We start from the raw sequence: 25,177 nt of genomic DNA, 5'->3' as shown, positions 1-25,177 counted from the left end.
AACCATCATGCGCATCCTGATCGCACTGGGCGGCAACGCGTTGCTTCGGCGCGGCGAACCGATGACGATGTCACACCAGATCGCCAATATACGCCGCGCCGCACAGCAGATCGCGCGGCTTGCCGACGGCAACCAGCTGGTCATCGCGCATGGCAACGGCCCTCAGGTCGGCCTGCTGGCACTGCAGGCAGCCGCCGCGGGTGCGTCTGGCGCGGCGCCGCTGGATGTGCTCGACGCCGAATCGGAAGGCATGATCGGCTATCTGCTCGAGCAGGAACTGGCCAACGCATTGCCGCCGCAGCGGCAGGTGGCGACGCTGCTGACGCGCGTCGAGGTCGACGCCGGCGATCCCGCCTTCATTCACCCCACCAAGCCGATCGGTCCCATTTACACAGAGGCAGAGGCCGAGCGCCTGGTCATCAGTAACAGCTGGAGCGTCGCCCGGGACGGTGACGGTTTCCGGCGCGTCGTTGCATCGCCGAAACCGCAACGCATCGTGGCGCTTCAGCCCATTCACTGGTTGCTCGACCACGATGCCGTGGTGATCGCCGCCGGGGGTGGCGGAATTCCGGTCACGGTCGCAGCAGACGGCCGGACTCGCTGCGGCGTGGAGGCCGTGATCGACAAGGACCTGTGCAGCGCGCTGCTTGCGGCTGACATCGACGCCGATCTGCTCCTGATCGCCACCGACGTGGACGCGGTTTATGCCGACTGGCACACGCCCTGCGAACGCGTGCTGAGCGAGGTATCGGTGGCAGGACTTCGGTCGATGTCTTTCCCGGCCGGCTCAATGGGACCGAAGGTCGAGGCAGCGTGCGAGTTCGTCTTGCGCACCGGCCGCCCGGCAGTCATCGGCTCGCTCGACCGCATCGAGGCGATGGCAAGCGGCACGGCAGGTACGCGTGTCGTGTGTGCGTAAACAACGTTCGACGATCGGGCAACCCGTGATGGAACCGGTCAATGCGGCGCTCGAGTCGAGCGTCCGCTATCTCGTCACCTATCTGGCCGGGCGTCGCATTTCTGTCCGGATGAAGTATCACGCGCTACCGCGCCGTTGATCTTGATCAACGCCGGCAACTACCCGGCTCCCAGACTCAGATCACGCGTTCATGCGCCACTCACCCACTTCTGGAGCACTGCAATGACTTACAAGACCATCGTCGTTCACCTGGATACAAGTGAGCGCGCGCACCCCAGGCTCGAATTCGCCCTGCGGCTCGCCAGGCAGTTCGACGCCCATCTGACCGGCGTATTTGCCGTGTTCACGCCCGACCCGCGCTCGCTCTACGTTATGGCCGGAACCGCCGAATACTACGGTACGCACGAACAGTTGCGCGCGGAACGCCGCGGCGCGCTCGAACGGCTCTTTCATGCGGAACTGAGCCGTGCGGAAGTTGCCGGCGAGTGGATCGCTGTCGACGCCCCCGCCAGCCTCGCCGTGCCGCAGCGCGGCCGGTGCGCCGACCTGATCATTGCCAGCCAGGACGATGCGCACGATCCGGAATCGTACGTCGGCGATTTTTTCCCTGAAAACCTGATCATGTCCGCAGGCCGGCCGGTGTTGCTGGTGCCGTACGCCAGCAACGTCACGTCACCCGGCGCGCACGTGATGATTGCCTGGGACGGCAGCCGCGAAGCCACCCGCGCAGTACACGATGCGCTGCCGTTCATGCGCGCGGCGAAGACCACCACGGTCGTCACCGTCAACGGCGAACGGGGCGAGCCGCGCGCGCGCATTCCGGGCGCGGATATCGCCACGCTCATCGCGCGGCACGGCGTGAACGTCGAGGTCAAGGATATTGAGGTCGGCCGCGATGCCTCGATCGGCGACGCGCTGTTGTCACAGGTATCCGCGATCGGCGCAGATCTGCTTGTGATGGGTGCTTACGGACACGCCCGCTGGCAGGAACTGGTGATGGGCGGCGCGACCCGCACGATCCTTAAATCGATGACCGTGCCGGTACTGATGTCGCATTGACGAACCGGGACGTCGAGTCAGTTCCATTCAGGAGAGTTCACCATGTATCAACAGATTCTGGTTGCCGTCGACGGCAGTGAAACTTCCGCGCGCGCCCTTGACGCGGCCTTGCAACTCGCGCGCGATTCCGGCGCAAAACTACAGCCCCTTTTTGTCGTAGACGTCCCGTTGATGTCATACGACGTACCCGGTTACGATCCGTCCTACGTCCGCACGGCGCTGCTCGAGGAAGGCGCGCACGTGATCGAGGATGCAGTCGCGAACATGAAGCGGGCCGGCGTGCAGGGCACGCCACGCATCGCCGAAACCGACCTGGCGGGCGACGACATCGCCCATTGCATACTGCGCGCGGCAAGCGATTTCAAGGCCGACCTGGTGGTCATGGGCACGCATGGACGGCGGGGTTTCCAAAGGCTGGTGCTCGGCAGTGTCGCAGAACGTTTCCTGCGCATCGCGCAGTGCGCGGTGCTGATGATCTCGGCACACAGCGCCAAACCTGTGACAAGCGACGCACAGGTAGCTGAACCGATCAGGGAACCGTCATGACCTGCAAAACCATGCTGGTGCATCTCGACGACAGCACCCATAGCACCGCGAGGATCGAGTTCGCACTTGAACTAGCCGGCCGGCACGACGCGCATCTGATCGGCCTGTATGTGGTTTGTCAGGATCTGACGCAGCCGATGTTTCTCCACGGCGAACGCGCACTGGTCGAGATTCGCGAAGCGCAACACGAGGCCAACCTTAAAGACGCGCAGGCGCGCTTTCTGGCGGCGGGCGAACGGACTGGGCGCAGCGTGGAATGGCGGGCGCCGGGCGGGCCGGCGGCGGAAGCAGCGGTCCTGCACGCGCGCCACGCCGACCTCCTGATCCTCGGTCAGGATGATCCCGACGACCCGTCATCCTATATCGCACGCCACTTTGTCGAGGACGTGCTGATGAGCTCGGGCCGCCCTGCCATTGTGCTGCCCTATGCCGGGGCCGTCCGTTCGTTTGCCGAAAACGTGATGATCGCGTGGGACGGCAGCCGCGAGAGCGCCCGGGCGATGGCCGACGCCTTGCCGCTGATCAAACGCGCGAAATTCGTCACCGTGATGACCCTGCAGCGTCACCCGGACAGTGAAGCGCCAGCCGGCATCGACGTCGCCGCCTGGCTTGAACGGCACGGCATCCAGGCAGGATTCGCGGCCGCACCCAAGGTGGCCGGGGTCCCCACGGGTGCGCTGCTGTTGAACATGCTGGCCGATCATCATATCGATCTGGTGGTAATGGGTGCATATGGGCATACGCGCGTGCAGGAACGGCTGCTCGGCGGCGTCACACGGACCATGCTTCAGTCAATGACTGTGCCGGTGCTGATGTCGCACTGATCTGGCAATGCAGGAATTGCGCGAAAAAAGCCCTCGCGCAATTTAAAGCGCCCGGTTTTCAGGGCGCTTCTTTTTTGGAGCCTCGGCCCCCGGCGCGGCTCCCATCGCAAGGTGGCTGCATACTGGCACGATCCGTGCAAACCGCGCACAATAGGCGACGCATGCGTTGTTCCGGCTGGCCGCAGTTATCGAAAATCACCGTGAAGTTTCCCGATCCGCGCCGCGCCTGCGTCATCAGTCAGCGTAGCGGATTGCCTACCATCCAACGAGGCGCACATGCCCTCTCGCGGTAAAACGCCGTTCGCTAAAAAATCGCCTTTGCCCATGCGGGTTGTCCCGCCTGAGCGGCGTCCCATGCTTGTCGCGGCAGTCACATTCGCTGTCGTTCTTGTGGCTGCGCTTGGTGCATGGCGTTGGGTCGGCGAGCAGTCATTGCGCTCCGCCAACAGCCGCTTTGAACAGAATACTGCACATATCACCGCTGACCTGCAGCGCGAGCTCACCTCCAGCGAATCACTGCTGCGCGGCGCGCGCGGCTTGCTCTCCGTCGCGCTGGCGGACGATGCCGACGCCTGGCGTCGATATGTCGCGCAACTCGATCTGGACCAAGCGTCGTCGGTGGTGCGCTCACTTGGCTATGCTGAGATTGACGCCGCCGCTGTCGCCCGCCTGACGGGCGGCACCGCTAACGTTACCGGACCAGCCGCCGCGCCACAACCGGTTGCTCCGGTGATCCAGATGGCGCCGGCCGCCGTCGATGTGATGCCGGTCGGCTACGACCTGGCGAGCGCTCCCGCGAGCCGGGCGGCGTTGCTGCATGCCATCGATACAGGGGCAAGCGCGCTCGACGCGAACGCAGCGCCGTTCGGCGATGTCGGCTCGAACCCTCACCCTCGTCTCTACGTGTATTTTCCGGTGTATTCGGACGCCGGATTGCCGTCGACATCACAAGCGCGCCGCGCGGGCATCAAGCAGCTGCTGGTAGCTGCGCTGGACACTACCCGCGTGTTCGACAACGCTCTTGCCCGGCAACGGCGCATCGATCTGCAGGTATTCACCGGAACCCCTGCCACACTGCTTTATTCGTCCGCCGCAGCAGACGACGACCTGGTGGAGACGGGCCCGGTCTTCCGCAAAACCGACACCTTGCGCGTCGGCGGTGTACCTATCACGCTGTCGTACACGGCGAGCGGCCGCTATCTGCGAGCCGAGGACGAATTTGCAGAAACCACGGTGCTGATCGCCGGCGTTGCGGCAGCGTGCCTCTTCAGTGCCATCGCCTTCCTGATCGTCAGAGGGCGCGGCGCCGGATCGGCCGCGACGAGCAAGGCGCGCAGCCAGTCGACCCTGGACGAGGCACGCATGATGGGGATCATCCGCTCATCGATGGAAGCCATCATTACCGTCGACGAACGGCAGAACATCGTCATCTTCAATCCAATGGCTGAACAGGTTTTTGGATGCACCGCGATGGAAGCGGTCGGCGCCTCGCTCTCGCGCTTCATTCCCGAGCGCTTTCGCGCGGGACACGCGCGGCATGTCGAACAATTCGGCGTGACCGGCGTTTCCGACCGCCAGATGGGCAAGCAACGTGTGCTGTTCGGCTTGCGGAGCAACGGCGAAGAGTTTCCTATTGAAGCGTCGATCTCGCAGATCCGCGATGGCGATGGCAAGCTGTACACGGTCATGCTGCGCGACATCACTGAACGGGTCAAAGCGGAAAATGCGCAGCGGCAATCGCGCGAGGAGCTACGCGAACTCTCGGCGAATCTGCAGAAAGTTCGCGAAGAAGAAAAAACCCGCATCGCACGCGAGCTGCACGACGACCTTGGGCAGCAATTGACTGCCCTCAAGATGGACATTTCGTCGGTCGAACAGGAGCTCGAAACTGCTGCTGAACCGCGCCTGCTTCAGCAACTGCGTGGGATGCGCCGGTTGATCGATGCGACGGTCGCGTCAGTGCGCCGGATCGCTGCCGATCTGCGCCCGGTCATGCTCGACGATCTCGGTCTGATTCCGGCGATCGAATGGCTCGCCAATGACTTTACAAACCGCTACGGCATCGATGTGGAGCGCCGGGTCGAAGTCGGCGACACCAGCTTTACGCCGAATGGCGCGACAACGCTATTTCGTATCGTCCAGGAAGCGTTGACCAATGTTGCCCGTCATGCGGAAGCGACGCTCGTCACGCTGACAGTCCGGGTCGAAGGAGCCGTTTGCGTGCTGAAAATCGCGGATAACGGCCAGGGCGCGAACCGCTCGCCCACCTCCGCCGAGAAATCGTTTGGCCTGCTCGGTATCCGCGAACGGGCACACATGCTGGGCGGCACGGTCGACATCCACACTTCCAATGGCAACGGCTTTGCGCTGACCGTCACCTTTCCGGTCACGGCGGTGCAACAGCAGGAGATGCAAACATGATTCGAGCGCTGATAGCCGACGACCATGCCCTCGTACGCGATGGCCTGCGGCATATCCTGCAAAACGCAAGCGGCTTCGAGGTGGTCGGCGAGGCCAATGACGGCATCAGCACGATCGCGCTGGTCCGTTCGAGCGCGGCCGACGTGCTCGTGCTCGATCTGTCGATGCCGGGCAGAAACGGCGTCGAACTGATCAAGCAGATCAAGGAGGAAAAGCCGGCACTGCGAATCCTTGTGCTCACCATGCATGCGGAGCAGCAGTACGCGGTGCGCGCTTTCAAGGCGGGGGCATCAGGGTATCTAACCAAGGAAAGTGCCAGCGCCGAGCTAGTCGCCGCGGTCACCAAAGTCGCATCTGGTGGCGTTTATGTGAGTCTCGCGATAGCCGAACGTTTTGCGCAGAGCCTGAACGAGCCTGCGGACACGTTGCCCCATCAACGTCTGTCCGACCGTGAATTCGATGTGTTCCGCCGCATCGCCGCGGGCCAGACCTTGACCGAAATCGCCGCGGAGTTGTGTGTCAGCAGCAAGACGGTGAGCACCTATAAAACGCGCATCCTTGAAAAAATGCAGATGCCGCACGAAGCCGCGCTGGTGCGTTACGCGCTGCGCCACAAACTGCTCGGAGAAGACGACGAAATCTAGATCTGGACCCGGGACGGCGCGCAGGCCGTCGGGTTAGCTCCAATCGTCACATCAATTCGCCGCTCACGCGGCTACATTTGCTTCCGCATTTGCCGTGTGTAGGAAATCCCCTACACACCTTCGCGCTCGCCTACCTGAAGTTCGTTCGCCGCCGATTTTAATTTGAGACGGCGCGGCCGATACTTCGAGCCATGAACTCAAGCCCGTCCCTGCAAGCACTGCGCGTTTTCCTCGTTGAAGACACGATCCCGATCAGACGGCGGATGGCGGCGCGCTTCGGCGCAATTGACGGTGTCGAGATTGTCGGCGAAGCCGAGGAATCCGATACCGCGCTCGCCGGTATCGGCGCAACCAGAACCGACGTCGTGGTCGTGGATTTTCGCCTGGCCGGCGGCACCGGTATTGAACTGCTGCAGAGCATCTCGCACAGCACGTCGCCGGTGATCACGATCGTACTGACGAATCATTCGAGCGCGGGCTTCAGGCAGGCGTGCCTCGCGGCTGGCGCTCAGTACTTTTTCGACAAGACGAGTGAATTCGATCTTGCATGCAACACGATCAAGCGGATTGCCCACGAGCGCAGCGCACGTGGCCTCAACTACACAGGAGAACATCATGTCTGACGTCGCCGAATACACTGAAATCATGCCGCTGCAGCGTGTCCCACTGCCGACGTCAGGTCATTCCCCGCTCGCGCCGTCAGTACTGGCCCGCCCCGCCGCACGCTGCTCGACCTGCTCGCTGCGCTCGATCTGCATGCCGCAAGGCTTGACGCCGGCCGAACTCGAGCGCATGGAGTCGCTGATGTGCGTTTCGCGCACCATCAAACAGGGTGAATCGCTATACGGCGCCAACGATTCGTTCCAGAGTATCTATGCGGTCCGCGCCGGTTCGTTCAAGACCGTCGTCATGCATCGCGACGGTCGCGAACAGGTCACTGGCTTTCATCTCGCCGGCGATTCGCTCGGTCTCGACGGCGTATGTTCAGGCAAACACAGCTGCGACGCGATCGCCATCGAGGACAGCAACGTCTGCATCATCCCGTTCCATTTGCTCGAAGTCATGTGTCGCGAGGTGAAGGCCGTGCAACAGCACGTCCATCGCCTGATGGGCAGCGAGATCGTTCGCGAGGCGACACTGATGATGCTGCTCGGCACGATGTCCGCCGAGCAGCGGGTCGCCGCATTCCTGCTGAACCTCTCAGGAAGACTCAAGACACGCGGCTACTCGCCGGCCACATTCAATCTGCGCATGACACGGGAGGAGATCGGCAGCTATCTTGGGATGAAACTCGAAACCGTCAGCCGCATGTTTTCGAAATTTCAGAAGGACGGGCTTGTCGATACGCATGGCAAACAGATCAGGATTCTCGACCTCGAAGGCCTCGCGCGCGTGTAGCGCCAGACGAAAAGGAGGAGACCCTGAATGAACGCACTTCCCCAAAACACCGCCTGGTCCATCGACGAACATCAAGTCGACCCGAATGCCGGCATCGAAGAAAAACTGCGATTTGCACTGCGATACGCGGTGTTGGCGCCATCCAACCATAATACGCAACCGTGGCATTTCATCGTCGACGGTGACTGCGTCACGTTGTGCGCGGACCGTATGCGAGCGCTGCCGGTGGTCGATCCCTTTGACCGTGAGCTGATCATCAGCTGTGGCGCGGCGCTTTTCAATCTCCGCGTTGCGCTGAGCCGCTTCGGTCTTGCCTACGCGATCACACTGTTTCCCTCGCCTGCCGACGTGGACGTGCTGGCGCATCTGCGGATCTTGCGCGACGGCCGTTGCGACGCCAGCCTTGCACCACTATTCGACGCCATGCCGCGGCGCGTCACGACCCGTGAAACCTTCGCTGACGAACCCGTCCCGGTCGAACTCCAGTTGCGGCTCGAGGAAGCCGGCGCCGCCGAGGGTGCCGACATTGTCTGCGCCGGGAACGCGGCCATCCGCGAGCACCTCGCCACGCTGATCGCTGAAGCCGATCAGGCGCAATTCAAGGATCCGCGCTTCAGGCGCGAACTCGCGAGCTGGATCCATTCGAAACGCAGCCAGGATGGCATGCCAGCGTTGTCGCCGGGCATGCGCGACCTGCTCGATCTCGCGGTGCCCCTGGTAGGTTCGGTGATTCGCACGTTCGACCTGGGCGGCGGCATGGCAGCCGCCCATCACACGCTGGTCACCGGCTCGCCGTTACTGCTGTGTATCGCCACCGGAGCGGACGATGCCGCAGCGTGGCTGGCGGCAGGTCAGGCGCTTGAACGGGTACTGCTTACCGCCGCGGACGAGGGCATCACGGCGTCCTACCTCAATCAGCCGATCGAAGTGGCTTCACTGCGTGACAGATTGCGTGCCGCCCTGAATCTGGACGGCGTACCGCAATTGCTGCTGCGTATCGGCCGCGGCCGGCAAACGCCTCATTCGCCGCGGCGACCGCTTGCCGAAGTCGTGTCGTAGGGACGGAGCGGCCCTCTGACGCCGCTTCGCTCGCAAAAACGGAAGTAGCCGCTGTGGAGCATGACCGGCTTGCCGCCTACTTCGTCGAGCAAACGACGCGCCGCCTGTTTCGATCGGATAGCCATGAGTATCGAACGCAGCGTCAAGCGGCCTCTTTGGCTGGGCGCCGGGCTGGCAGTCGCGGCCCGTGGCTGGCCGAACCGCAGCCCACTAGCCGGCGAAATGCGCTTGCCGCGCGACAGCGTTGCCGTGCTCGCTCAGCCGGTCGGTCATTTCGATGTTGCGAACCCCGAGGAAAGTAACTGACCGTGGCGGACGGTCGAACGCAACGCGAAACATCGGTTTGATATGAGTCAATCGCACCGGCGGCGGCGCCTCTACACTGAACTCAAAACCCGCCATGGAGTGTGTATCGTGAATGCCCCGCCTCTGCACTATCTGACCGCAAGCGTACTTGCGCTGTTGCTGGCAGCAAGCGGTGCAGCGCTTGCCCAGTCCGAGCCGACAGCGCTGGTCGATCAGCAGCATTGCATGTTCTGCCATACCCGGGATGCGCCTTTCCTCGCGCCTTCGTTTGAGCAGATCGCGGAACGCTATCGCGGCGTGCCAAACGCCAGCGTAATGCTTGAGCACAAGCTGCGGCTCGGCGGCAAGGCCCACTGGGGCGACATGGCCATGCCGCTTCCGGCGGATCGCGGTGGCCCATTGACACCCGAAGATGCTCACACATTAATCCAGTGGGTTTTAAGTCAATAACGGTCCAGTTCGTTTGCCCATGTTCGCGGCATGTACGGAGAACCTCATGCGCCTCACCATCCACCTCGACACGTTCGACCGTGTCAATCCAATGGCATTCGTCATCCTGTGGCTCGACAATGAAAAACGCCAATGGTCGCGCGAGGGTCATATGGGACTCGATTTACCTGAATGGGGCGCCTTGCACGTCGATTGCGGCAACACGCTTGTCTGCGGGCCGCACGATTCCACACCCTGCTGCGTACTCGAAGGGCTCGATCTGAACACCTCGTCTGGACCATTCGAAGGTGAAACCGGACGCGCACAATGGTGCGCCGACTCTGGCAGATCGCTGATAACGGGCCACTGGCACGTGCAATGTGTCGACAACGAGAACACCGAGCCGGAAGACGGTATATTCGCCGCCGACGACAACCCGTAAGCATTGTCGACACGACCAACAGGATGAGGAGCTACCGTGGGAATGACCGCTAATCTGGACGGCGTGCGTCATGCGTGCGGACTCTGCTTCGTACGCGCGCCATGGGCCTATTTCACGCGTTTGCCGCTCGACCAGCAATGGGGCGACGGCTGGGAACGCGTGCCTTATCAACAGCACGCCGGTGCCCCTTATACCGACAGTCCCGAGCAGATCCTGACCGTCGCTTACGATGGCCCGCTGTATACGCCCGATCGCGGCTACGACTGCAAGGAACGCAGCGTCAACGAAATCAATCGCGGCGAGGTGCCATGGCTGCGCACGCAAAGTTTTGTCAGTAATGCACCGATCCACATCATGGCGGGCGTCACGCTTGAGTCATTTGTGGAGCAGGTCGAACTTGCGGGCGGTCACGTGTTTGCACCACTCGGCTGGGGCGCTTTGCGACTCGAACCAGATGAGCGCGCGGCGTCATCGGATACGCCGACTCCGGCGTGCGGCACGGCCAAAGCCTGAAGCGATCAACCCGCATTATCGCATTACCGCATCATCGCGGCTCATCGCGTGCTATCCCAGCCTCCTCCCAGCGCCACATACGGCGCCATCGCATCCGCGTGCCTTTCAGCGGCCTACTAGGAGTCGTCGCCCGCTGTAAGGTTAAGCAGCAGGACGAAACAGGCAACACCGGCAACAAGCCCGGCCGCGCCGAAACGAATGAAGTCCGCGCTATCGAACAGCAGCCCACGGATTAATCCCGCGAGGCCTGCTAACGCGATAAAGACGGCAACCGTCGCAAAGATGATTCTTGATTCTGTCCGGACCATAATTCCTCCCTCGGCTCAATGCACGTCGTTTCAAATCGATGTGGCAATTCGCGCGCCGTCAATGACGCATTCATCATCGACCCAATCGAGGTATTGCGATTGATTTGCATCAAGGTCTGGAAGCGCCGCATCACGCGCACGCGATGCAAGCGCCTTGCAACGTTGACGGGCCATCCATCAGCAGAAAGACGACCAGCACTCGGCGCAACTCATCTCTTGATGTGAATCAAGTGCATCGTCGGCCAGACCGTCATAGTCGTTACACACACCCACGCTGAGTCATCATCGGCCCCCGTTCCGTCGTATCTGCCTGGCAGCCGTCGCCGTTCTCGCACCAGACTCCCAGACGCATCGGTGTACGCATCATGGCCATCAAGAGCCATCTCAAGTGACCACGCTGTCGATGCGTGGTCGCCGCCATAACCCCCAAGAGGAGACTATGCGTGTCTACCGTCGAACTTAATCAACTCAACTCCACGGCGCCGCAGATCCCCGCGCTCAAGCATGCAACCATCGACGGCATGGAGGCTTACCGTGCGCTCGTGGCCGAGGCCGAACGCGACTATCCCGCGTTCTGGGCGCGTCTTGCGAGAGAGCATCTCGAGTGGCGCCGACCGTTCACGAAAGTGCTGAACGATACCAACGCGCCCTTCTATCAATGGTTTGAAGACGGTGAGCTGAACGCTTCATATAACTGCCTCGATCGCAACCTCACCAACGGTCTTGCCGACAAAACGGCTATCGTGTTCGAGGCAGACGACGGCAAAGTCACGCACATCACGTATCAGGCGCTCTATCACCGCGTGTGCAGACTCGCTAACGCGATGCGCGCGCGCGGCGTGAAGAAAGGCGACCGGGTGGTGATCTACATGCCGATGTCGGTGGAAGGCGTCGCCGCCATGCTGGCGTGTGCGCGCATCGGCGCGCCGCACTCCGTCGTGTTCGGCGGCTTCTCCGCCAAATCGCTGCATGAACGGATGGTCGATGTCGGTGCGGTGGCAGTGATTACCGCCGATGAACAGGTGCGCGGCGGCAAGACCCTGCCGCTCAAGACCATCGTCGACGAAGCCCTTGCGATGGGCGGCACCGAAGCCGTCAAAACGGTCGTCATCTATCGTCGGACCGGCGGCCGGATCCCCTGGATCGCGGGACGCGACGCATGGCTGCATGAACTCGAACAGGACCAACCCGATACCTGCGAACCAGAATGGGTCAGTGCGGAACACCCGCTGTTCGTGCTGTACACTTCCGGGTCGACCGGCGCGCCCAAAGGCGTGCAGCACAGCACCGGCGGATATCTGCTGTGGGCCGCCGTAACGATGAAATGGACCTTCGACATCAAGCCGGCCGATGTCTTCTGGTGTACCGCCGACATCGGCTGGATCACCGGTCACACGTACATCTGCTATGGCCCTACCGCAGTCGGCGCGACCCAGGTGATCTTCGAAGGCGTCCCCACCTATCCGAATGCGGGTCGTTTCTGGGACATGATCCAGCGCCATAAGGTCAGCATCTTCTACACGGCACCGACTGCCATCCGGTCTCTCATCAAGAGCGCCGACGCTAACACCGCCGTGCATCCGGGCAGCTTCGACCTGAGCAGCCTGCGCATTCTCGGCACGGTCGGCGAACCGATCAACCCAAGCGCATGGAACTGGTATGCCGAACATGTCGGCGGCGGCCGCTGTCCGGTGCTCGACACTTTCTGGCAAACGGAAACGGGCGGCCACATGATCTCGCCGCTGCCAGGCGCCACCCCGCTCGTGCCGGGATCGTGCACGCTGCCGATGCCGGGCATCGACGCGGCGATCGTCGACGAAACCGGCCATGAAGTGGCCAACGGACAAGGCGGCGTGCTCGTCATCCGCAAGCCGTGGCCGTCGATGATCCGCACCATCTGGAACAATCCTGAGCGCTTTCGCAACGGCTACTATCCCGACGAACTCGGCGGCACGCTGTACCTCGCCGGCGACGGCGCGATTCGTGACCGGGACACCGGCTACTTCACGATCACGGGTCGTATCGACGACGTCCTGAACGTGTCCGGACACCGGATGGGCACCATGGAAATCGAGTCAGCACTGGCGGCCAATCCACTCGTCGCCGAGGCTGCAGTCGTCGGGCGTCCGGATGAAACGTTCGGCGAAGCCATCGTCGCCTTCGTCGTTCTGAAAACGGCGCGGCCGACCGGCGCCGAGGCTAAGCGCATAGCGGACGAATTGCGTGCCTGGGTCGCCAGGGAAATCGGTCCGATCGCGAAGCCGAAGGACATCCGGTTCGGCGACGCCATGCCCAAGACGCGCTCCGGCAAGGTCGTGCGCCGCTTGTTGCGCTCAGTCGCGAAAGGCGAATCGATTACACAAGACACGTCGACCGTCGAAAATCCTGCCGTGATTTCACAGTTCGCTGATTCGATCTGAACGGTCCGGCGGTGCGCCTCTCCGGCGCTCCGGCGTTCAGACGCTCGATCCTGTTGTGGCCGATGCGCGGCGCCTGTCTTAAGGACAGCCGCGCAATCGACCTGTACTTCTTTCTGCATGAGGAATTCATCATGAATATCAAAGCCCCTAATCCGGCTGCACTCGGCCTGGCCGGTTTTGCCTTGACGACCTGGCTGCTCAGTATGATTAATGCCGGTTGGTTCAGCGGCACTGCGATGGGCATGGTGCTCGCCGTCGCTTTCGCTTATGGCGGCACAGCACAGATGCTAGGAGTCCGCGCGGCAGACAGAATTTGAGCCTCCGGAGTTGACGCCAGATCGGGCGGCGTCAACTGCGATTGCAGTTTTGCCCGCCAGTGCGCGCAAAAATGGTTTGCCCGGGGGCGAAATCAGGCAAACTTGCCCCCTTCCGGGCTTACGCAAGTTTCATTTTCGACATTCTGCGCAGGTTCAGCGCCACGCAGACGAGCTTCCACTCGGCCTGAGCCTTGGCCAGTCCGCGCATGCTGAATTGTCGAAATCCGAGAACGCTTTTTACCCAGGCATTCGGCGGTTCGGACAGCCATTTGCGCTTTCGATAGGCCGCCTGAGTTTGCGCAGAGGTAAACTTTTCTGCCATCGCGGCGCACAGCGGGCGCTTCAGGGCATCGACCCTCACATCTTTCTTGCCCTCGCGTCCGGGCGCCACAATCAGCTCGGCGGGATGCTCGCGCAATTGCTCGAACGTCGCTTCCGACCGGTAGCCCGCGTCGGCAAGGACTTGCCTGGGATTGGCGCCAGCGTCACGCAGCACGGCAGCAAGAACGCCTGGCAACTGGCCGCTGTCGGCGGCACTGTTACCCAGTTCGGCCGCGACGATGATGTGGGCCGTGTCGTCGACGGCAGCCTGGGCATTGTAGGAATAGTCGAAGCCGCCGCCGGCGTGCTTCATGATCCGGCTTTCCGGGTCAGTAAAATTCTCCTGGGCGTCGGGCTTGGGCTCGCCGAACCTGTACTTGAAGCGCGACTTCTTTTTCGGCTTGTCGCCGCCGTCCGGCGGCGTGTCGTCGTCGCTACGACCACGCGCGATATCGGCCTGGCGCTGGCGCTCTTCCAGACGCGCACGCGCAGCACGGATGACCGCAAGCCGGTCCTCGCGCCGCGTGATCTCGGCCGGAATATCGAGTTCAGGCTCGTTCTTCTCAGCGTCATCGGCCACTTTCGCTTTTGCCAGCAGCGCATCGATCTGTTCTTTCAGTTCAAGCTCGGCTTTCTTCATCCGGTCGTAGCTCATCGCCTTGTGGCGCGAGGCATTGGCCTTGATCTTCGTGCCGTCAACGGCAATCGTCCCGAGCCTGATCAGTCCGCACTCCCTGGCCAGTTTCACCACCTGCACAAACAGGTCCGACAGTTCTTTGAGGTGAAAGGCGCGGAAGTCGCACAGCGTCCGGTGCGCCGGATAGTTGCCCGCCGCCAGGACCCGGAACGCGACATCCTCATGCAGCTTCCTGGCCAGCTTGCGCGACGAGAACACGCCGGTCGCATAGCCGTACACGAGCACCTTCACCATCATCGCCGGATGAAAGGGCTGGTTGCGCTGACCACCGCCGGCATACCGCGCATGGAAAGCGGAGAGGTCGAGTGAGTCCACCGTGTCGCTGATGTAGTAGGCAAGGTGCCCTTCGGGCAGCCAGTCTTGCAGCGCGTGGGGCAGCAACATCTGCTGCTGCGGCTCGTAGGGGAGATAGCTTGTTGTCATCTGCTAACAACGTTTACCGTGCCCGACCGGATGACATCAGACTTCTGCCGCGCACGCTCCTAGCCGGACTCATGGAAATACCGCGCGGCAATACGTTTGGCGCGACGGCCTTTCTGAGCTATGGTGCGTTCTGGTGGTCCTTCGCCCTCTTCGTGCTGTTCCTGCACGGTACTGTGCCTGCGGCGTTCATCGGGTGGTATCTGTTCCTGTGGGGCGTGTTCACGCTTTATATGTGGGTCGCCACATGGCGTGCGCCGCGCGCGTTGCAACTGGTGTTTCTATCTTTGTGGGTGACTTTCTTCGTGCTTGCGGCGAGCGAATGGACTGGCCTTGAATGGCTGCACCATGCCGGAGGTTATCTCGGCCTGGTGACGGCACTTCTGGCGTTCTATCTGTCCGCGGCGGAGATCATCAACGAGGCGCACGGACGCACGGTGCTGCCAGTGGGATCCGTCGTTCAGGAAATCGATGTGACCGTGACGGTCACTCAGGGCCTGCGCGGGGCCTGAAACAAGCGGCGGCCGGCGTGCCGCCGCTCACACGGATAAAGATTGGCATGCCGATCAACTATCTTCGAGGATTCACGAAACCTGAGCGCAGCGACGCGGCGAATCTCCGCCTCGGACGATCGCTAGCCTTCGTCGCCGGTGCGGCCAACGCCGGCGGATTCCTCGCTGTGGGGCAATACACATCTCACATGTCCGGCGTTGTGTCGTCACTCGCCGACAACCTCACGCTCGGCGAAATCAATGCAGTCGTTGCGGGATTGAGTTCGCTGTTGTCATTCCTTTTCGGGGCCGCCACCTCTGCAATTATGATCAACTGGGGGCGTCGCCGGCAAATGCACAGCCTCTATGCGATGCCGTTGATGCTCGAGGCTACGCTGCTCCTCTGCTTTGGCCTGATCGACACGAATCTCGAGACCCATCGCGTGCTCTTCGTGCCGGTGACCGTCTGTCTTCTGTGCTACGTAATGGGTCTGCAGAACGCCATGATCACAAAGATCTCAAAGGCGGAGATCCGCACGACGCACGTCACCGGTCTCGTGACCGATATCGGCATCGAACAAGGCAAGCTTTTTTACTGGAACGTTGGAGACCTCGGAGCAACGACCGGGGGCGCAGTCCGTGCAGATCGCCAGAAACTGCGACTTCTCGGATCACTATTTTATTGTCGTTCCTCGCAGGCGGCCTGGCAGGCGCCATAGGCTTCAAGCACTTGGGGTTTATGGCGACCATTCCCCTTGCTATCGTGCTGCTTACTCTCGCCGCTGTTCCGGTCGTCGACGATATGTTCGCGCAGCGGCGGTAGCGTATTTTTTGTAATGCGCCCCTATTTCGCACCGGATAGATCGATAGGGGGCGCAGCCCAGTGGCCAGTCACTGATCAACGCATATTTCCGGTGTGCCCAAGTGAATAACGCCCCGGCTGCGGCCAGACGGTAAGCCCGTGCGGTTCCGCGCCAACCGGAATGGATTTGACCGAGCCGGTCTTCGTATCGATCGCGTAGACAACGTCATCGAAGCGACCGGACAGCCACAGCATCGTGCCATCCGCACTGACATTACCCATGTCGGGACTGCCGCCGCCCGGAATCGGCCAATTCGCGACGACCTTGCGCGTCGCGAAGTCGATCACCGAGACGCTACCCTTGCCATGTTTCGGTCCGTGCACGCGATTGGAGCCACGGTTGGACACATAGAGCCGGGTGCCGTCGCGGCTCGGGTACAGGCCGTGCGTACCGACGCCGGTCTTGATGAAGCCGATCTTCGTGAAGCTGTCGCCGTCGATCACGTAGACGCCGTCGGCCATCATGTCGGCAACATAGAACACCTTGCCGTCCGGCGCGATGCGGATGTCTTGCGGCATGCCCTTCCGGTCGAGTTCGAGGTAGCCCACGACCTTGCGGTTGACGAGATCGATCTTGGCCAGCTTGCCGCCGAACTCGCAGGTAAAGAGCGCGTACTTGCCGTCGATCGAGAAATCGGCGTGATTGATGCCTTTGCACTGAGGCGCTTCAAGACTCGATTTCAGCGCCATCGTGTGCGCATCGCGAAAGTCCAGTCGCGCGTGTGCTTCGGCCACCACGATCGCCTCTTTGCCGTCCGGTGTGAAGTACATGTTGTACGGATCGTCGACCATGATCGCGTTGCCGGGATGACCGGTCTTCGGATCGATCGGGGTCAGGCTGCCGTCGGGGCGACCTTCGGCGTTGTTGGCCACCCACAGCGTCTGCAGATCCCATGCAGGGACGACGTGCTGTGGACTGAAGCCGACGTGAAACCTGTCGACCACCTTCAGCGTGGCCGGATCGATCACGTAGACATCATTCGAACGCAGGTTCGGCACATAGACGCGCGGTAGCGCGCTGGTGACCGCGGCGCTCATATGGCCGGCGCCCGCTTCGCTGTACAGGTTATCGGGGTTCACCACGGGCGGCATGCCGGCCACCGTGGTGACAGCTGATGCCGCCGACGCAGTGCCGGCCGCACAGAAACCGGCCAGCGCGACGGCGACGGCCGTTGCAACGCGCGAAAAGCGGTGAGCACACAATTGCATGGCGAATTCCGTTATCGAGTGATTGAGTGATCGGAGACGAAGTCGGGAGTCTGTCGGATACCTCAGCGGCTTGCGGTCTCTTTTTTTATGGCATCGATGGTCCGCGACACAATCGCGTCAATGCCCAGTTGACCGAGTTCGACGCTCGAGTGCCGCGGGTCGCCGCCATAGACGCCGTCGGCCGGTCCCAGTTTCGGACCACTTCGCAGGCGCTCGAGCCGCACCATCTGCGGTGCTACCGCCAGCAGCAGCGAGGTATCCGCGAGTCCCGCATGCGTGCCGATCTCGGCATCGCTGACGCCGTGCTGCCGCAGGATCTGCGCGTAGCCCTCCGAGCTCGTGCCGTAGTACGCCGGCGGCACGAACGCCCGGGCGTTCGTGCCGGCCCAGCTCTTGTTGAGCTGGGCTACGACGTGTCTGACGTCGTTCTGGTAGCCGCCGTGGTCGCCGAGAAAGACGACGTTGGTAAAGCCGTGAACCTTGAAGCTGTTCGCGGCGGATTCGAGCGTCTTTTCGAACACGTCGTCCGGCACGGTGATGGTGCCGGGAAAACGCATGTGTGAGGTCGGCGGAGCGTAGCCGCCCTCCGGCACGTAGGCGATGACCGGTGCGACGATCGCGTTGCCAAGGCCCTCCGCGATCCGCTGCGACAGCACCTTGACGCGTGCATTGTGTTTGCCGAGTGCGACGTCGGGGCCGCTTTGCTCGGTTCCGCCAATGGGGATGATGATGGTGGTCTTGCCCGTCTGGATCTGGTCGCGCAGTTCGGTCCAGGTCAGGTCCTCAAGGAAGACGGTTTTCGGGGTTTGCGCAAAAACAGTCTGCGTGGCGATGAGCAAAATGATGGATGCGAAAGCTCGTCTTTGGGGAAAGCGCATGAAGGAGTCCTCGTGGGAAATGCGTACCTCGTGAGTGAATATCCGCATAGTATCCCGTGGGGTGTCTACTGTTGTTCTTCGCAGCGGCGAGACTGTCGCTTCATGCGCACACACGTTGCTTATCGACTTACGAAATCCTTAATGCGCACACTCCGCCCGAACTGAAGTACCTGCGCGGCGGCAACTCCATGTCGCTCAAGTTGCAACGGCCGTATCACGAACCAGCAGCACCGGGCAGGTCGAGAACCGAAGGAATCGCTCGGCGACGCTACCTAGCTTCATGCGTTGCATTGCGCGACGTCCGTGGGTGCCCATCACGACAAGGTCCACGTCGTGCCCCTGTACGTAACGCAGCAAGCAGCCGGCGACGTCTTCGCTGATGTTGTCCGTCTCGGCGATAGCGACCTTGCACGCCACGTTGCCCTCCGTCGCGTCTTTATGCGCATTCGCCAGGATTCGATCGCCTTCAGCTCGTAGTGCCTCGACCATCGCAAACTGGTCGTAATTGGCTGAATAGGCAAACATCGCGAAACGGTCGAGCACGTACACCACTGTCATCGTGCCGTCGACCAGCTTCGCCATGCGGATAGCTTCCTTTAACGCACCCTTCGACGCGTTGCTGCCATCCAGTGCCGCCAGGATAACTTTGTACATGACCATCCTCTCTGGTAAGTCGATTACGAGTTCGCCCCCGATGGCGAATCAATCGCGCTGCCGGGAACTACGCGAATACGCGCCCCACCTGGACTGAAAGCGATCACAAATTCATCATCTGCGTTTCCCCTCGCGCCTGGATTGATTTGTATCAATGGCGTACACGCCGTCGCTGGCGTACCTGGTTGCGAACCCGACGTTTCGCGGATGCGGCAGCGCATTTCAGCAGCATTGATTCAAATCAAGCCGCCTACGCGTATCGGGATGAATATGCGTAATCGCGCATCGCCAGAGCGGCTGCGGCTGCGGCTAAGCGGCTCGATCCGAGCGCCCCGTCACGGCGAAACAAAGGCGAAGACGTTCTGCCGGTGCGCGATTACAGTCGATCTGGCGCAGGATTTGCTTATAGTTGTACCCACAGTTGTACCCGCACGACTCCGGCGAAGCGACCGGGGCAGACCAGCAGGAGGAGACAATGCGCGATGATGTCGGTCACGCCGTAACGCCAATGGCGACTCGTGAGGCCGGCTGGCTCACGCCGTCGATTCAGAAATCTCACGAACGCTCCGAAACGTTCGGATTGAGCGCCGCGATGCGGCCGGATTACGACGTGCTGCCGGCAGCCGAACTCACCTTGAAACTAGAGCAAAGCCGCGTCCTGTGTGCGCATGCCACGCCCGTGATGGAAACGCTGCACGAGCAGATCGTCAACACGCAGAGCATGATTGTGCTGACCGACGCTGAAGGGTTGATTCTTCACTCGATCGGTGACGACGATTTTCTCCGGCGAGCCGAAAAAGTCGCGCTGCGTCCGGGCGCGAACTGGGCGGAAGACCGGCAAGGCACCAACGCAATCGGCACGGCGCTCGCCGAGCGCTGTCCGACAGTCGTGCATGGCGAACAGCACTATCTGGCTGCCAATCGCTTTCTCACCTGTTCCAGCGTGCCGATCCTGGATCCGTACGGCGATCTGATCGGCGTGCTCGACGTCACCGGCGACCATCGCAGCTATCACCAGCACACCCTGGCGCTGGCAAAGATGTCCGTCCAGATGATCGAGAATCATCTGTTTACCAATACCTTTCGCGAGACACTGCAAATTGCCTTTCACGGCCGGCCCGAATTTCTCGGCACCTTGATGGAAGGCATCGTCGCGTTTACCTGCGATGGCCGTTTCCTGTCGGCCAATCGTAGTGCGCAATTTCAACTGGGATTGCCGCTCACCAGCTTGCGCGCGCATACCCTGTCCTCGCTATTCGGCCTCACCAGCGCGCAACTGATCGACCGTCTGCGCGTCAGCCGGGACCAGCATCTGTCGCTGAACCTGAACAACGGCGCAGTGGTATGCGCTCACGTCGAATTCCGGCGTGCCACGCGCACCAATGATGCCTGGCCGCCGGAGGGGCATCGTGAGTCACGCCCCTCACAACGCGTGGCGTCCTCTCCCCCCGCCGCGAGCGTGCTATCGAGACTCAGCTATCTGGACACCGGGGACCCTCAGATCGCAGCCGTCATCGCCAAAGTCCGCAAGGTAATCGGCAAGGACATCCCGATCCTGATCACCGGTGAGACCGGTACCGGCAAGGAACTGCTGGCCCAGGCGATCCACAACGACTCGCCGCGCCGCTCGGGGGCGTTCGTTGCGGTTAACTGCGCGTCGATACCGGAAACGCTGATCGAATCCGAGTTGTTCGGCTATGAAGAAGGCGCCTTCACCGGTGCGCGGCGCAAAGGCGCCGTCGGCAAACTGCTTCAGGCCAACGGCGGCACGCTATTTCTCGACGAAATCGGCGACATGCCCTATCCGCTGCAAGTGCGCTTGCTGCGCGTGCTGCAGGAGCGCCTCATCAATCCGCTTGGTTCCTCGAAGTCGATACCGGTCGATATCGCCATCATTTGCGCAACTCACCGCGACCTGCGCGACATGATCGTGCAGAACCGGTTTCGCGAGGACCTGTATTACCGCCTGAACGGACTGGTGGTGAAATTGCCGCCGCTGCGCGAGCGCACGGATCTATCCGCCGTCATTCAAAAGATGCTGCAATCCGCATCCTCCGAAAGCGCTGACGGGCAGCGACTGAGCGTCGCCGACGAGGTGATGGCGCTGTTCGAGCAATGCGCGTGGCCCGGTAATTTTCGCCAGCTCAGCAATCTCCTGCGAACCGCCGCCGCCATGGTCGATGCGGACGGCCAGCTCCGGCGCGAGCATTTGCCCGACGATTTCTTCGACGACGTGCGCGGCACTGCCGCCGCGCCTGTGAGCATCATGGAAACCTTACCGCTATCAAGCGGGCGGCTGGAGGACGTCGCCGCCAACGCCATCGCCAAGGCGGTCGCGCAGCATGGCGGCAACGTGTCGGCTGCCGCCCGCGCACTAGGCGTCTCGCGCAATACGATCTATCGCAAACTACCGCAGCAAGGTATGGACAACGCCGACGACGCCGTCTGACCGGTTGCGTCACAGGTGCTCCAATTTGCAACAGCGGTGTCCTCGAACTGAACAGTGCGTTGTTTCACGCGCCGGACTGGTTAGTCAGTTTTCCTCATCAAAACGTGAGTCAATGTCCAACGACGCTTTCGTTCGGGGCACAAAACGCTACTCGTGCGTCAGCGGTATCGATCGCAGCACGTGACCAGCCCGGCATAGACCTTGCATTTGATCAATATGACCGCTTCCTCGATGCGGTTCCTCAATCACATGTCGTATCCAAGGAGACAATCATGCAATGGACCACCCCCGCCTATACCGATCTGCGCTTCGGTTTTGAAATCACGATGTATATCGCCAATCGCTGAAGCAACGATGAAGCGCCGCCCGCCCATCGCAGTATGTCAGTGTGCGCGGCGGCGCCCGGAGCATGGCTCATGAAGATCAAAATTCTAGGTTCGGGTGCAGGCGGCGGACTGCCGCAATGGAACTGCAACTGTCTGAACTGTAACCGGGCCCGTTACCAGACTGGTGACGTGTTGCCGCGCACCCAATCTTCGATAGCGGTAAGCGAGAACGGCGTCGACTGGATTCTGATCAATGCCTCACCGGATCTGCTCGCACAGTTGCGCGCAAATCCAGAACTGCAACCCGGCCGCTCGATTCGTGACAGCGGCATTGCCGCGGTCGTGCTGATTGACGCGCAGATCGATCACGTCACCGGTCTGCTGATGCTGCGCGAACGCACCACGCCCCTGCCGCTGTATGCCTGCGCACCGGTGTTCGCCGATCTCTCCACGGGTTTGCCGCTGGTTCCGCTGCTCGACCATTACTGCGGCGTCGAACGTCACGAGATCGTGCTCGATCAACCATTCACGGTCGCGCCGGTTGAGGGCATCCGCTTCACCGCGTTGCCGATCGAGAGCAAGGCACCGCCCTACTCGCCGCGCCGCGCCCAAGCCGCACCTGGCGACAATATCGCACTCGTGATCGAGAACCTTGCTACCGGTGCACGCGTTTTCTATGCGCCGGGGCTCGCGAACGCGCCGGAACCTGTGCTCGCCGCGATGCGTTCTGCGCAACTCGTTCTGGTCGACGGCACGTTCTGGTCTGCAACCGAGATGATCGAGCTTGGCCTGTCGACCCACCTCGCGGCCGACATGGGCCATCTCGCACAGTGCGGGCATCGCGGTTTGTCAGGGATGGTTCAGCTGCTGGACGCGCTGCCGACTGCGACGCGCAAGGTGCTGATTCACATCAACAACACCAATCCGATTCTCGACCCGCATTCCCCCGAACATGCCGTGATACGCGCACGCGGTATCGAAGTGGCACGCGACGGCATGCAATTCCAGGTATAGCCATGAACGCCCCGCTGCCTAACGCTGTTACCCACGCCGTCCCCTGGTCGCCGGACGAATTCGAAGCGCGTCTACGCGCGCTCGGCGCACACTATCATATTCATCATCCGTTCAATCTACGGATGAATAGTGGCCAGTGCTCGCCTGAGCAGATTCGTGGCTGGGTCGCCAACCGCTTCTATTACCAGATCAACATCCCCCTGAAAGATGCCGCGATCCTGTCCAATTGCGAGGACCGGCAGACGCGCCGCCTCTGGATCGAGCGGCTGCACGACCACGACGGCTACGGCGACAATCCCGGCGGCATTGAAGCATGGGCGCATCTCGCCGACGCGGTCGGCATCGAGCGCAAGGCATTGTGGTCGCTCGAGCACGTGCAGCCCGGCGTGCGCTTCGCAGTGGACGCCTATGTCAATTTCGCCCGCCGGGCGCCGTGGCAGGAGGCGGTCTGCTCTTCGCTCACGGAGATGTTCGCGCCGCAGATTCACCGCGACCGTCTGGCCGGCTGGCCCGACCTGTATCCATGGATCGACGCGCAGGGATTGCAGTACTTCCGCAGCCGCATTCCGCTTGCCCAGCGCGATGTCGAGCATGGGCTCGACGTCACGCTCAGTCACTTCAAGACCCCCGACGCCCAACAGCGTGCCCTCAACATCCTGCGCTTCAAGCTAGACATTCTCTGGTCGATGCTCGATGCCATCGAAAAGGCGTACCCGGCATGAACGCCCCACACCCCGATCACTACGTCAACCTGCGGCCGCATCTGCGCGCGATGTTTCGCCTGCAATGGGAAGACGCACAGGATGCCTACGTATTGCTGTATCCGGAAGGCATGGTCAAACTCAATCCGAGTGCGGGAGAAATTCTCGCGCGCTGCGACGGAACCCGGGAACTGGACGACATCATCGACGAACTGGAAGACCTGTTCAGCGTGTCGAATCTTGCTGCCGATGTATACCGCTTTATCGACCATGCGCGGCAACGCGGCTGGCTGGATTGACATGGATACGACAATCGACTTTTCAGGCACTCGCCCTTCCCCTCCATTGTGGTTGCTGGCGGAACTCACGTACCGCTGCCCGTTGCACTGCGCGTTCTGCTACAACCCCGTCGACTTCGCCAGTCACGGCGCAGAGCTCGATACCGACACCTGGCAAGACGTGATCACGCAGGCGCGCCGCATGGGCGCAGCGCAGATTGGCTTCTCCGGCGGCGAGCCACTCGTGCGTGACGATCTCGAAACGCTGGTCGAGCATGCGCGTGAATTGGGCTTCTATACGAATCTGATTACCTCAGGTGTCGGGCTCAACGAGACACGCATCGCCCGTCTGAAAGAGGCGGGGCTGGACCATATCCAGCTCTCCTTCCAGGACTCGACGCGTGAACTGAACGATTTCGTGTCCAGCACGAAGACCTTCGAGCTGAAACACCGCGTAGCGCGCCTGATCAAGGCATACGGCTACCCGATGGTGCTCAATTGCGTGCTGCATCGTTATAACCTGCCGCACGTCGGACAGATTATCGACATGGCGCTCGAGATGGGCGCCGACTATCTCGAACTGGCGAACACACAGTACTACGGTTGGGCGATGCTCAATCGCGACCAGTTGATGCCGACCAGCGAACAGTTGAAGGAGGCCGAGGCGACAGTCAACCGGTACCGCGAACGCGTCGGCGATCGTTGCAGGATCCTGTTCGTGGTCCCTGATTATTTCGAAGTACGACCCAAGGCCTGCATGAACGGGTGGGGTTCAGTGTTTCTCGGCATCGCGCCGGACGGCACCGCGCTGCCATGCCATGCGGCACGCTCGCTGCCGGGTCTGGATCTGCCCCGCGTGCAGGACGCTTCGCTGGCGGATATCTGGTACCACAGTCATGCGTTCAATGCGTTTCGTGGTGATGGCTGGATGCGCGAGCCATGCAGGAGCTGCGACGAGCGCGAAACCGATCATGGCGGCTGCCGCTGCCAGGCGTATCTGCTGACCGGAGACGCCGCGGCCACGGACCCGGTGTGCGCGAAGTCAGCGCATCACGGGCAAATCGAGCAGGTGGTCACGCTGGCGCGGCGAACGGCACGTGACGACCAGGTCCAGCCGCTGATTTTCCGCAGCAGGGATAACTCGCTGCGTTTGGGATAATTTCGGAGGAAGTTGCGGCTTTGAGACTTCGAGAAAGCCCGGTGATTCCCGTGAACAACGGAGACTCACCGGGCTATTTTTATGGCGCCAATCAAGACCGTTGAAGCTCTCGA

The 25,177-nt window shown here is 61.7% G+C and carries 26 protein-coding genes and 3 pseudogenes; 24 read left to right on the top strand and 5 right to left on the bottom strand.

The features are described from left to right. Window positions 1-7: 7 nt before the first annotated feature. The 14 genes from arcC (at window position 8) to B0G76_RS20580 (ending at window position 10,560) form a co-directional block, all read left to right on the top strand. Window positions 8-919 carry a carbamate kinase gene (gene arcC, locus B0G76_RS20645; RefSeq protein WP_120294199.1) on the top strand — a complete coding sequence of 304 codons (912 nt, stop codon included), beginning with the start codon at window positions 8-10 and terminating at the stop codon, window positions 917-919. Next, window positions 912-1,058 carry a hypothetical protein gene (locus B0G76_RS42945; protein WP_183082104.1) on the top strand — a complete coding sequence of 49 codons (147 nt, stop codon included), beginning with the start codon at window positions 912-914 and terminating at the stop codon, window positions 1,056-1,058. The genes arcC and B0G76_RS42945 overlap by 8 nt, the downstream gene beginning before the upstream one ends. A gap of 83 nt (window positions 1,059-1,141) precedes the next feature. Next, complete coding sequence (locus B0G76_RS20640; RefSeq protein ID WP_120294198.1) at window positions 1,142-1,978, top strand: universal stress protein; 837 nt, start codon at window positions 1,142-1,144, stop codon at window positions 1,976-1,978. Between the two features lie 42 nt (window positions 1,979-2,020). Next, entirely contained in the window at window positions 2,021-2,524 is a 504-nt protein-coding gene (locus tag B0G76_RS20635; RefSeq protein ID WP_120294197.1) for a universal stress protein, read from the top strand. Then, on the top strand, window positions 2,521-3,348 hold the full coding sequence (locus tag B0G76_RS20630; RefSeq protein ID WP_120294196.1) for a universal stress protein: 828 nt from the start codon (window positions 2,521-2,523) through the stop codon (window positions 3,346-3,348). Before B0G76_RS20635 ends, B0G76_RS20630 begins: the two co-directional genes overlap by 4 nt. 354 nt (window positions 3,349-3,702) lie before the next feature. Continuing rightward, window positions 3,703-5,769, top strand: a complete 2,067-nt coding sequence (locus B0G76_RS20625; RefSeq protein ID WP_259460659.1) for a PAS domain S-box protein — start codon at window positions 3,703-3,705, stop codon at window positions 5,767-5,769. Beyond that, the gene (locus tag B0G76_RS20620) at window positions 5,766-6,413 is read left to right on the top strand and encodes a response regulator transcription factor (protein WP_120294194.1); all 648 of its coding nucleotides are present in this window, start codon (window positions 5,766-5,768) and stop codon (window positions 6,411-6,413) included. Before B0G76_RS20625 ends, B0G76_RS20620 begins: the two co-directional genes overlap by 4 nt. A gap of 191 nt (window positions 6,414-6,604) precedes the next feature. After that, the gene (locus B0G76_RS20615; RefSeq protein WP_120294193.1) at window positions 6,605-7,036 is read left to right on the top strand and encodes a response regulator transcription factor; all 432 of its coding nucleotides are present in this window, start codon (window positions 6,605-6,607) and stop codon (window positions 7,034-7,036) included. Next, window positions 7,029-7,811 carry a helix-turn-helix domain-containing protein gene (locus B0G76_RS20610; protein WP_120294192.1) on the top strand — a complete coding sequence of 261 codons (783 nt, stop codon included), beginning with the start codon at window positions 7,029-7,031 and terminating at the stop codon, window positions 7,809-7,811. The genes B0G76_RS20615 and B0G76_RS20610 overlap by 8 nt, the downstream gene beginning before the upstream one ends. 27 nt (window positions 7,812-7,838) lie before the next feature. Beyond that, window positions 7,839-8,870: an Acg family FMN-binding oxidoreductase gene (locus tag B0G76_RS20605; RefSeq protein WP_120294191.1), complete on the top strand. Its 1,032-nt coding sequence runs from the start codon at window positions 7,839-7,841 to the stop codon at window positions 8,868-8,870. Window positions 8,871-8,993: 123 nt separating this feature from the next. Beyond that, window positions 8,994-9,176, top strand: a complete 183-nt coding sequence (locus B0G76_RS20595) for a hypothetical protein (protein WP_183082103.1) — start codon at window positions 8,994-8,996, stop codon at window positions 9,174-9,176. Between the two features lie 108 nt (window positions 9,177-9,284). Next, complete coding sequence (locus tag B0G76_RS20590) at window positions 9,285-9,626, top strand: c-type cytochrome (protein WP_409076724.1); 342 nt, start codon at window positions 9,285-9,287, stop codon at window positions 9,624-9,626. A gap of 46 nt (window positions 9,627-9,672) precedes the next feature. Further along, window positions 9,673-10,047: a DUF3564 domain-containing protein gene (locus B0G76_RS20585; protein ID WP_120296616.1), complete on the top strand. Its 375-nt coding sequence runs from the start codon at window positions 9,673-9,675 to the stop codon at window positions 10,045-10,047. A gap of 42 nt (window positions 10,048-10,089) precedes the next feature. Further along, window positions 10,090-10,560: a hypothetical protein gene (locus B0G76_RS20580; protein ID WP_409076723.1), complete on the top strand. Its 471-nt coding sequence runs from the start codon at window positions 10,090-10,092 to the stop codon at window positions 10,558-10,560. 116 nt (window positions 10,561-10,676) lie between these two features. Here the strand turns inward: B0G76_RS20580 and B0G76_RS20575 are convergent, their stop codons facing one another. Continuing rightward, a complete protein-coding gene (locus tag B0G76_RS20575) occupies window positions 10,677-10,868 on the bottom strand; it encodes a DUF2964 family protein (RefSeq protein WP_120294189.1) in 192 nt (63 codons plus the stop codon). Between the two features lie 443 nt (window positions 10,869-11,311). Here B0G76_RS20575 and acs point away from each other — a divergent pair, with 443 nt between their 5' ends. Continuing rightward, on the top strand, window positions 11,312-13,288 hold the full coding sequence (acs, locus tag B0G76_RS20570; protein ID WP_120294188.1) for an acetate--CoA ligase: 1,977 nt from the start codon (window positions 11,312-11,314) through the stop codon (window positions 13,286-13,288). A 131-nt stretch (window positions 13,289-13,419) separates the two neighbouring features. Beyond that, window positions 13,420-13,578 (top strand): annotated as a pseudogene (locus tag B0G76_RS20565) (GPR1/FUN34/YaaH family transporter); the annotation flags it as partial. A 145-nt stretch (window positions 13,579-13,723) separates the two neighbouring features. Here the strand turns inward: B0G76_RS20565 and B0G76_RS20560 are convergent. After that, window positions 13,724-15,046, bottom strand: a complete 1,323-nt coding sequence (locus B0G76_RS20560; protein ID WP_120289662.1) for an IS1182 family transposase — start codon at window positions 15,044-15,046, stop codon at window positions 13,724-13,726. Window positions 15,047-15,105: 59 nt separating this feature from the next. Here B0G76_RS20560 and B0G76_RS20555 point away from each other — a divergent pair. Both B0G76_RS20555 and B0G76_RS20550 read left to right on the top strand, forming a co-directional pair. Next, window positions 15,106-15,555 (top strand): annotated as a pseudogene (locus B0G76_RS20555) (acetate uptake transporter); the annotation flags it as partial. A 47-nt stretch (window positions 15,556-15,602) separates the two neighbouring features. Continuing rightward, window positions 15,603-16,357 (top strand): annotated as a pseudogene (locus B0G76_RS20550) (YoaK family protein). 75 nt (window positions 16,358-16,432) lie between these two features. On the opposite strand, the gene B0G76_RS20545 reads toward B0G76_RS20550, so the two are convergent. The 3 genes from B0G76_RS20545 to B0G76_RS20535 form a co-directional block, all read right to left on the bottom strand. Continuing rightward, window positions 16,433-17,605, bottom strand: a complete 1,173-nt coding sequence (locus tag B0G76_RS20545; RefSeq protein WP_120294187.1) for a YncE family protein — start codon at window positions 17,603-17,605, stop codon at window positions 16,433-16,435. 62 nt (window positions 17,606-17,667) lie between these two features. After that, window positions 17,668-18,483, bottom strand: a complete 816-nt coding sequence (locus B0G76_RS20540) for a creatininase family protein (RefSeq protein ID WP_120294186.1) — start codon at window positions 18,481-18,483, stop codon at window positions 17,668-17,670. Between the two features lie 195 nt (window positions 18,484-18,678). Further along, on the bottom strand, window positions 18,679-19,137 hold the full coding sequence (locus tag B0G76_RS20535) for a universal stress protein (protein WP_120296614.1): 459 nt from the start codon (window positions 19,135-19,137) through the stop codon (window positions 18,679-18,681). 475 nt (window positions 19,138-19,612) lie between these two features. Here B0G76_RS20535 and B0G76_RS20530 point away from each other — a divergent pair, with 475 nt between their 5' ends. From B0G76_RS20530 to pqqE, 6 genes are all read left to right on the top strand, one after another. Further along, a complete protein-coding gene (locus B0G76_RS20530) occupies window positions 19,613-21,586 on the top strand; it encodes a sigma-54-dependent Fis family transcriptional regulator (protein ID WP_120296612.1) in 1,974 nt (657 codons plus the stop codon). Between the two features lie 272 nt (window positions 21,587-21,858). After that, window positions 21,859-21,933 carry a pyrroloquinoline quinone precursor peptide PqqA gene (pqqA, locus tag B0G76_RS20525; RefSeq protein WP_006410019.1) on the top strand — a complete coding sequence of 25 codons (75 nt, stop codon included), beginning with the start codon at window positions 21,859-21,861 and terminating at the stop codon, window positions 21,931-21,933. A gap of 69 nt (window positions 21,934-22,002) precedes the next feature. After that, complete coding sequence (gene pqqB, locus B0G76_RS20520; RefSeq protein WP_120296610.1) at window positions 22,003-22,926, top strand: pyrroloquinoline quinone biosynthesis protein PqqB; 924 nt, start codon at window positions 22,003-22,005, stop codon at window positions 22,924-22,926. 2 nt (window positions 22,927-22,928) lie between these two features. Further along, complete coding sequence (gene pqqC / locus B0G76_RS20515; RefSeq protein WP_120294185.1) at window positions 22,929-23,648, top strand: pyrroloquinoline-quinone synthase PqqC; 720 nt, start codon at window positions 22,929-22,931, stop codon at window positions 23,646-23,648. Beyond that, on the top strand, window positions 23,645-23,926 hold the full coding sequence (gene pqqD / locus B0G76_RS20510) for a pyrroloquinoline quinone biosynthesis peptide chaperone PqqD (protein WP_120294184.1): 282 nt from the start codon (window positions 23,645-23,647) through the stop codon (window positions 23,924-23,926). Before pqqC ends, pqqD begins: the two co-directional genes overlap by 4 nt. 1 nt (window position 23,927) lies before the next feature. Continuing rightward, window positions 23,928-25,064 carry a pyrroloquinoline quinone biosynthesis protein PqqE gene (pqqE, locus tag B0G76_RS20505; RefSeq protein WP_120294183.1) on the top strand — a complete coding sequence of 379 codons (1,137 nt, stop codon included), beginning with the start codon at window positions 23,928-23,930 and terminating at the stop codon, window positions 25,062-25,064. Window positions 25,065-25,177 lie beyond the last annotated feature (113 nt).

Origin of the sequence: Paraburkholderia sp. BL23I1N1 (assembly GCF_003610295.1) — a bacterium.
Lineage (GTDB): Bacteria > Pseudomonadota > Gammaproteobacteria > Burkholderiales > Burkholderiaceae > Paraburkholderia.
This window is presented reverse-complemented; position numbering and strand designations above follow the sequence as displayed.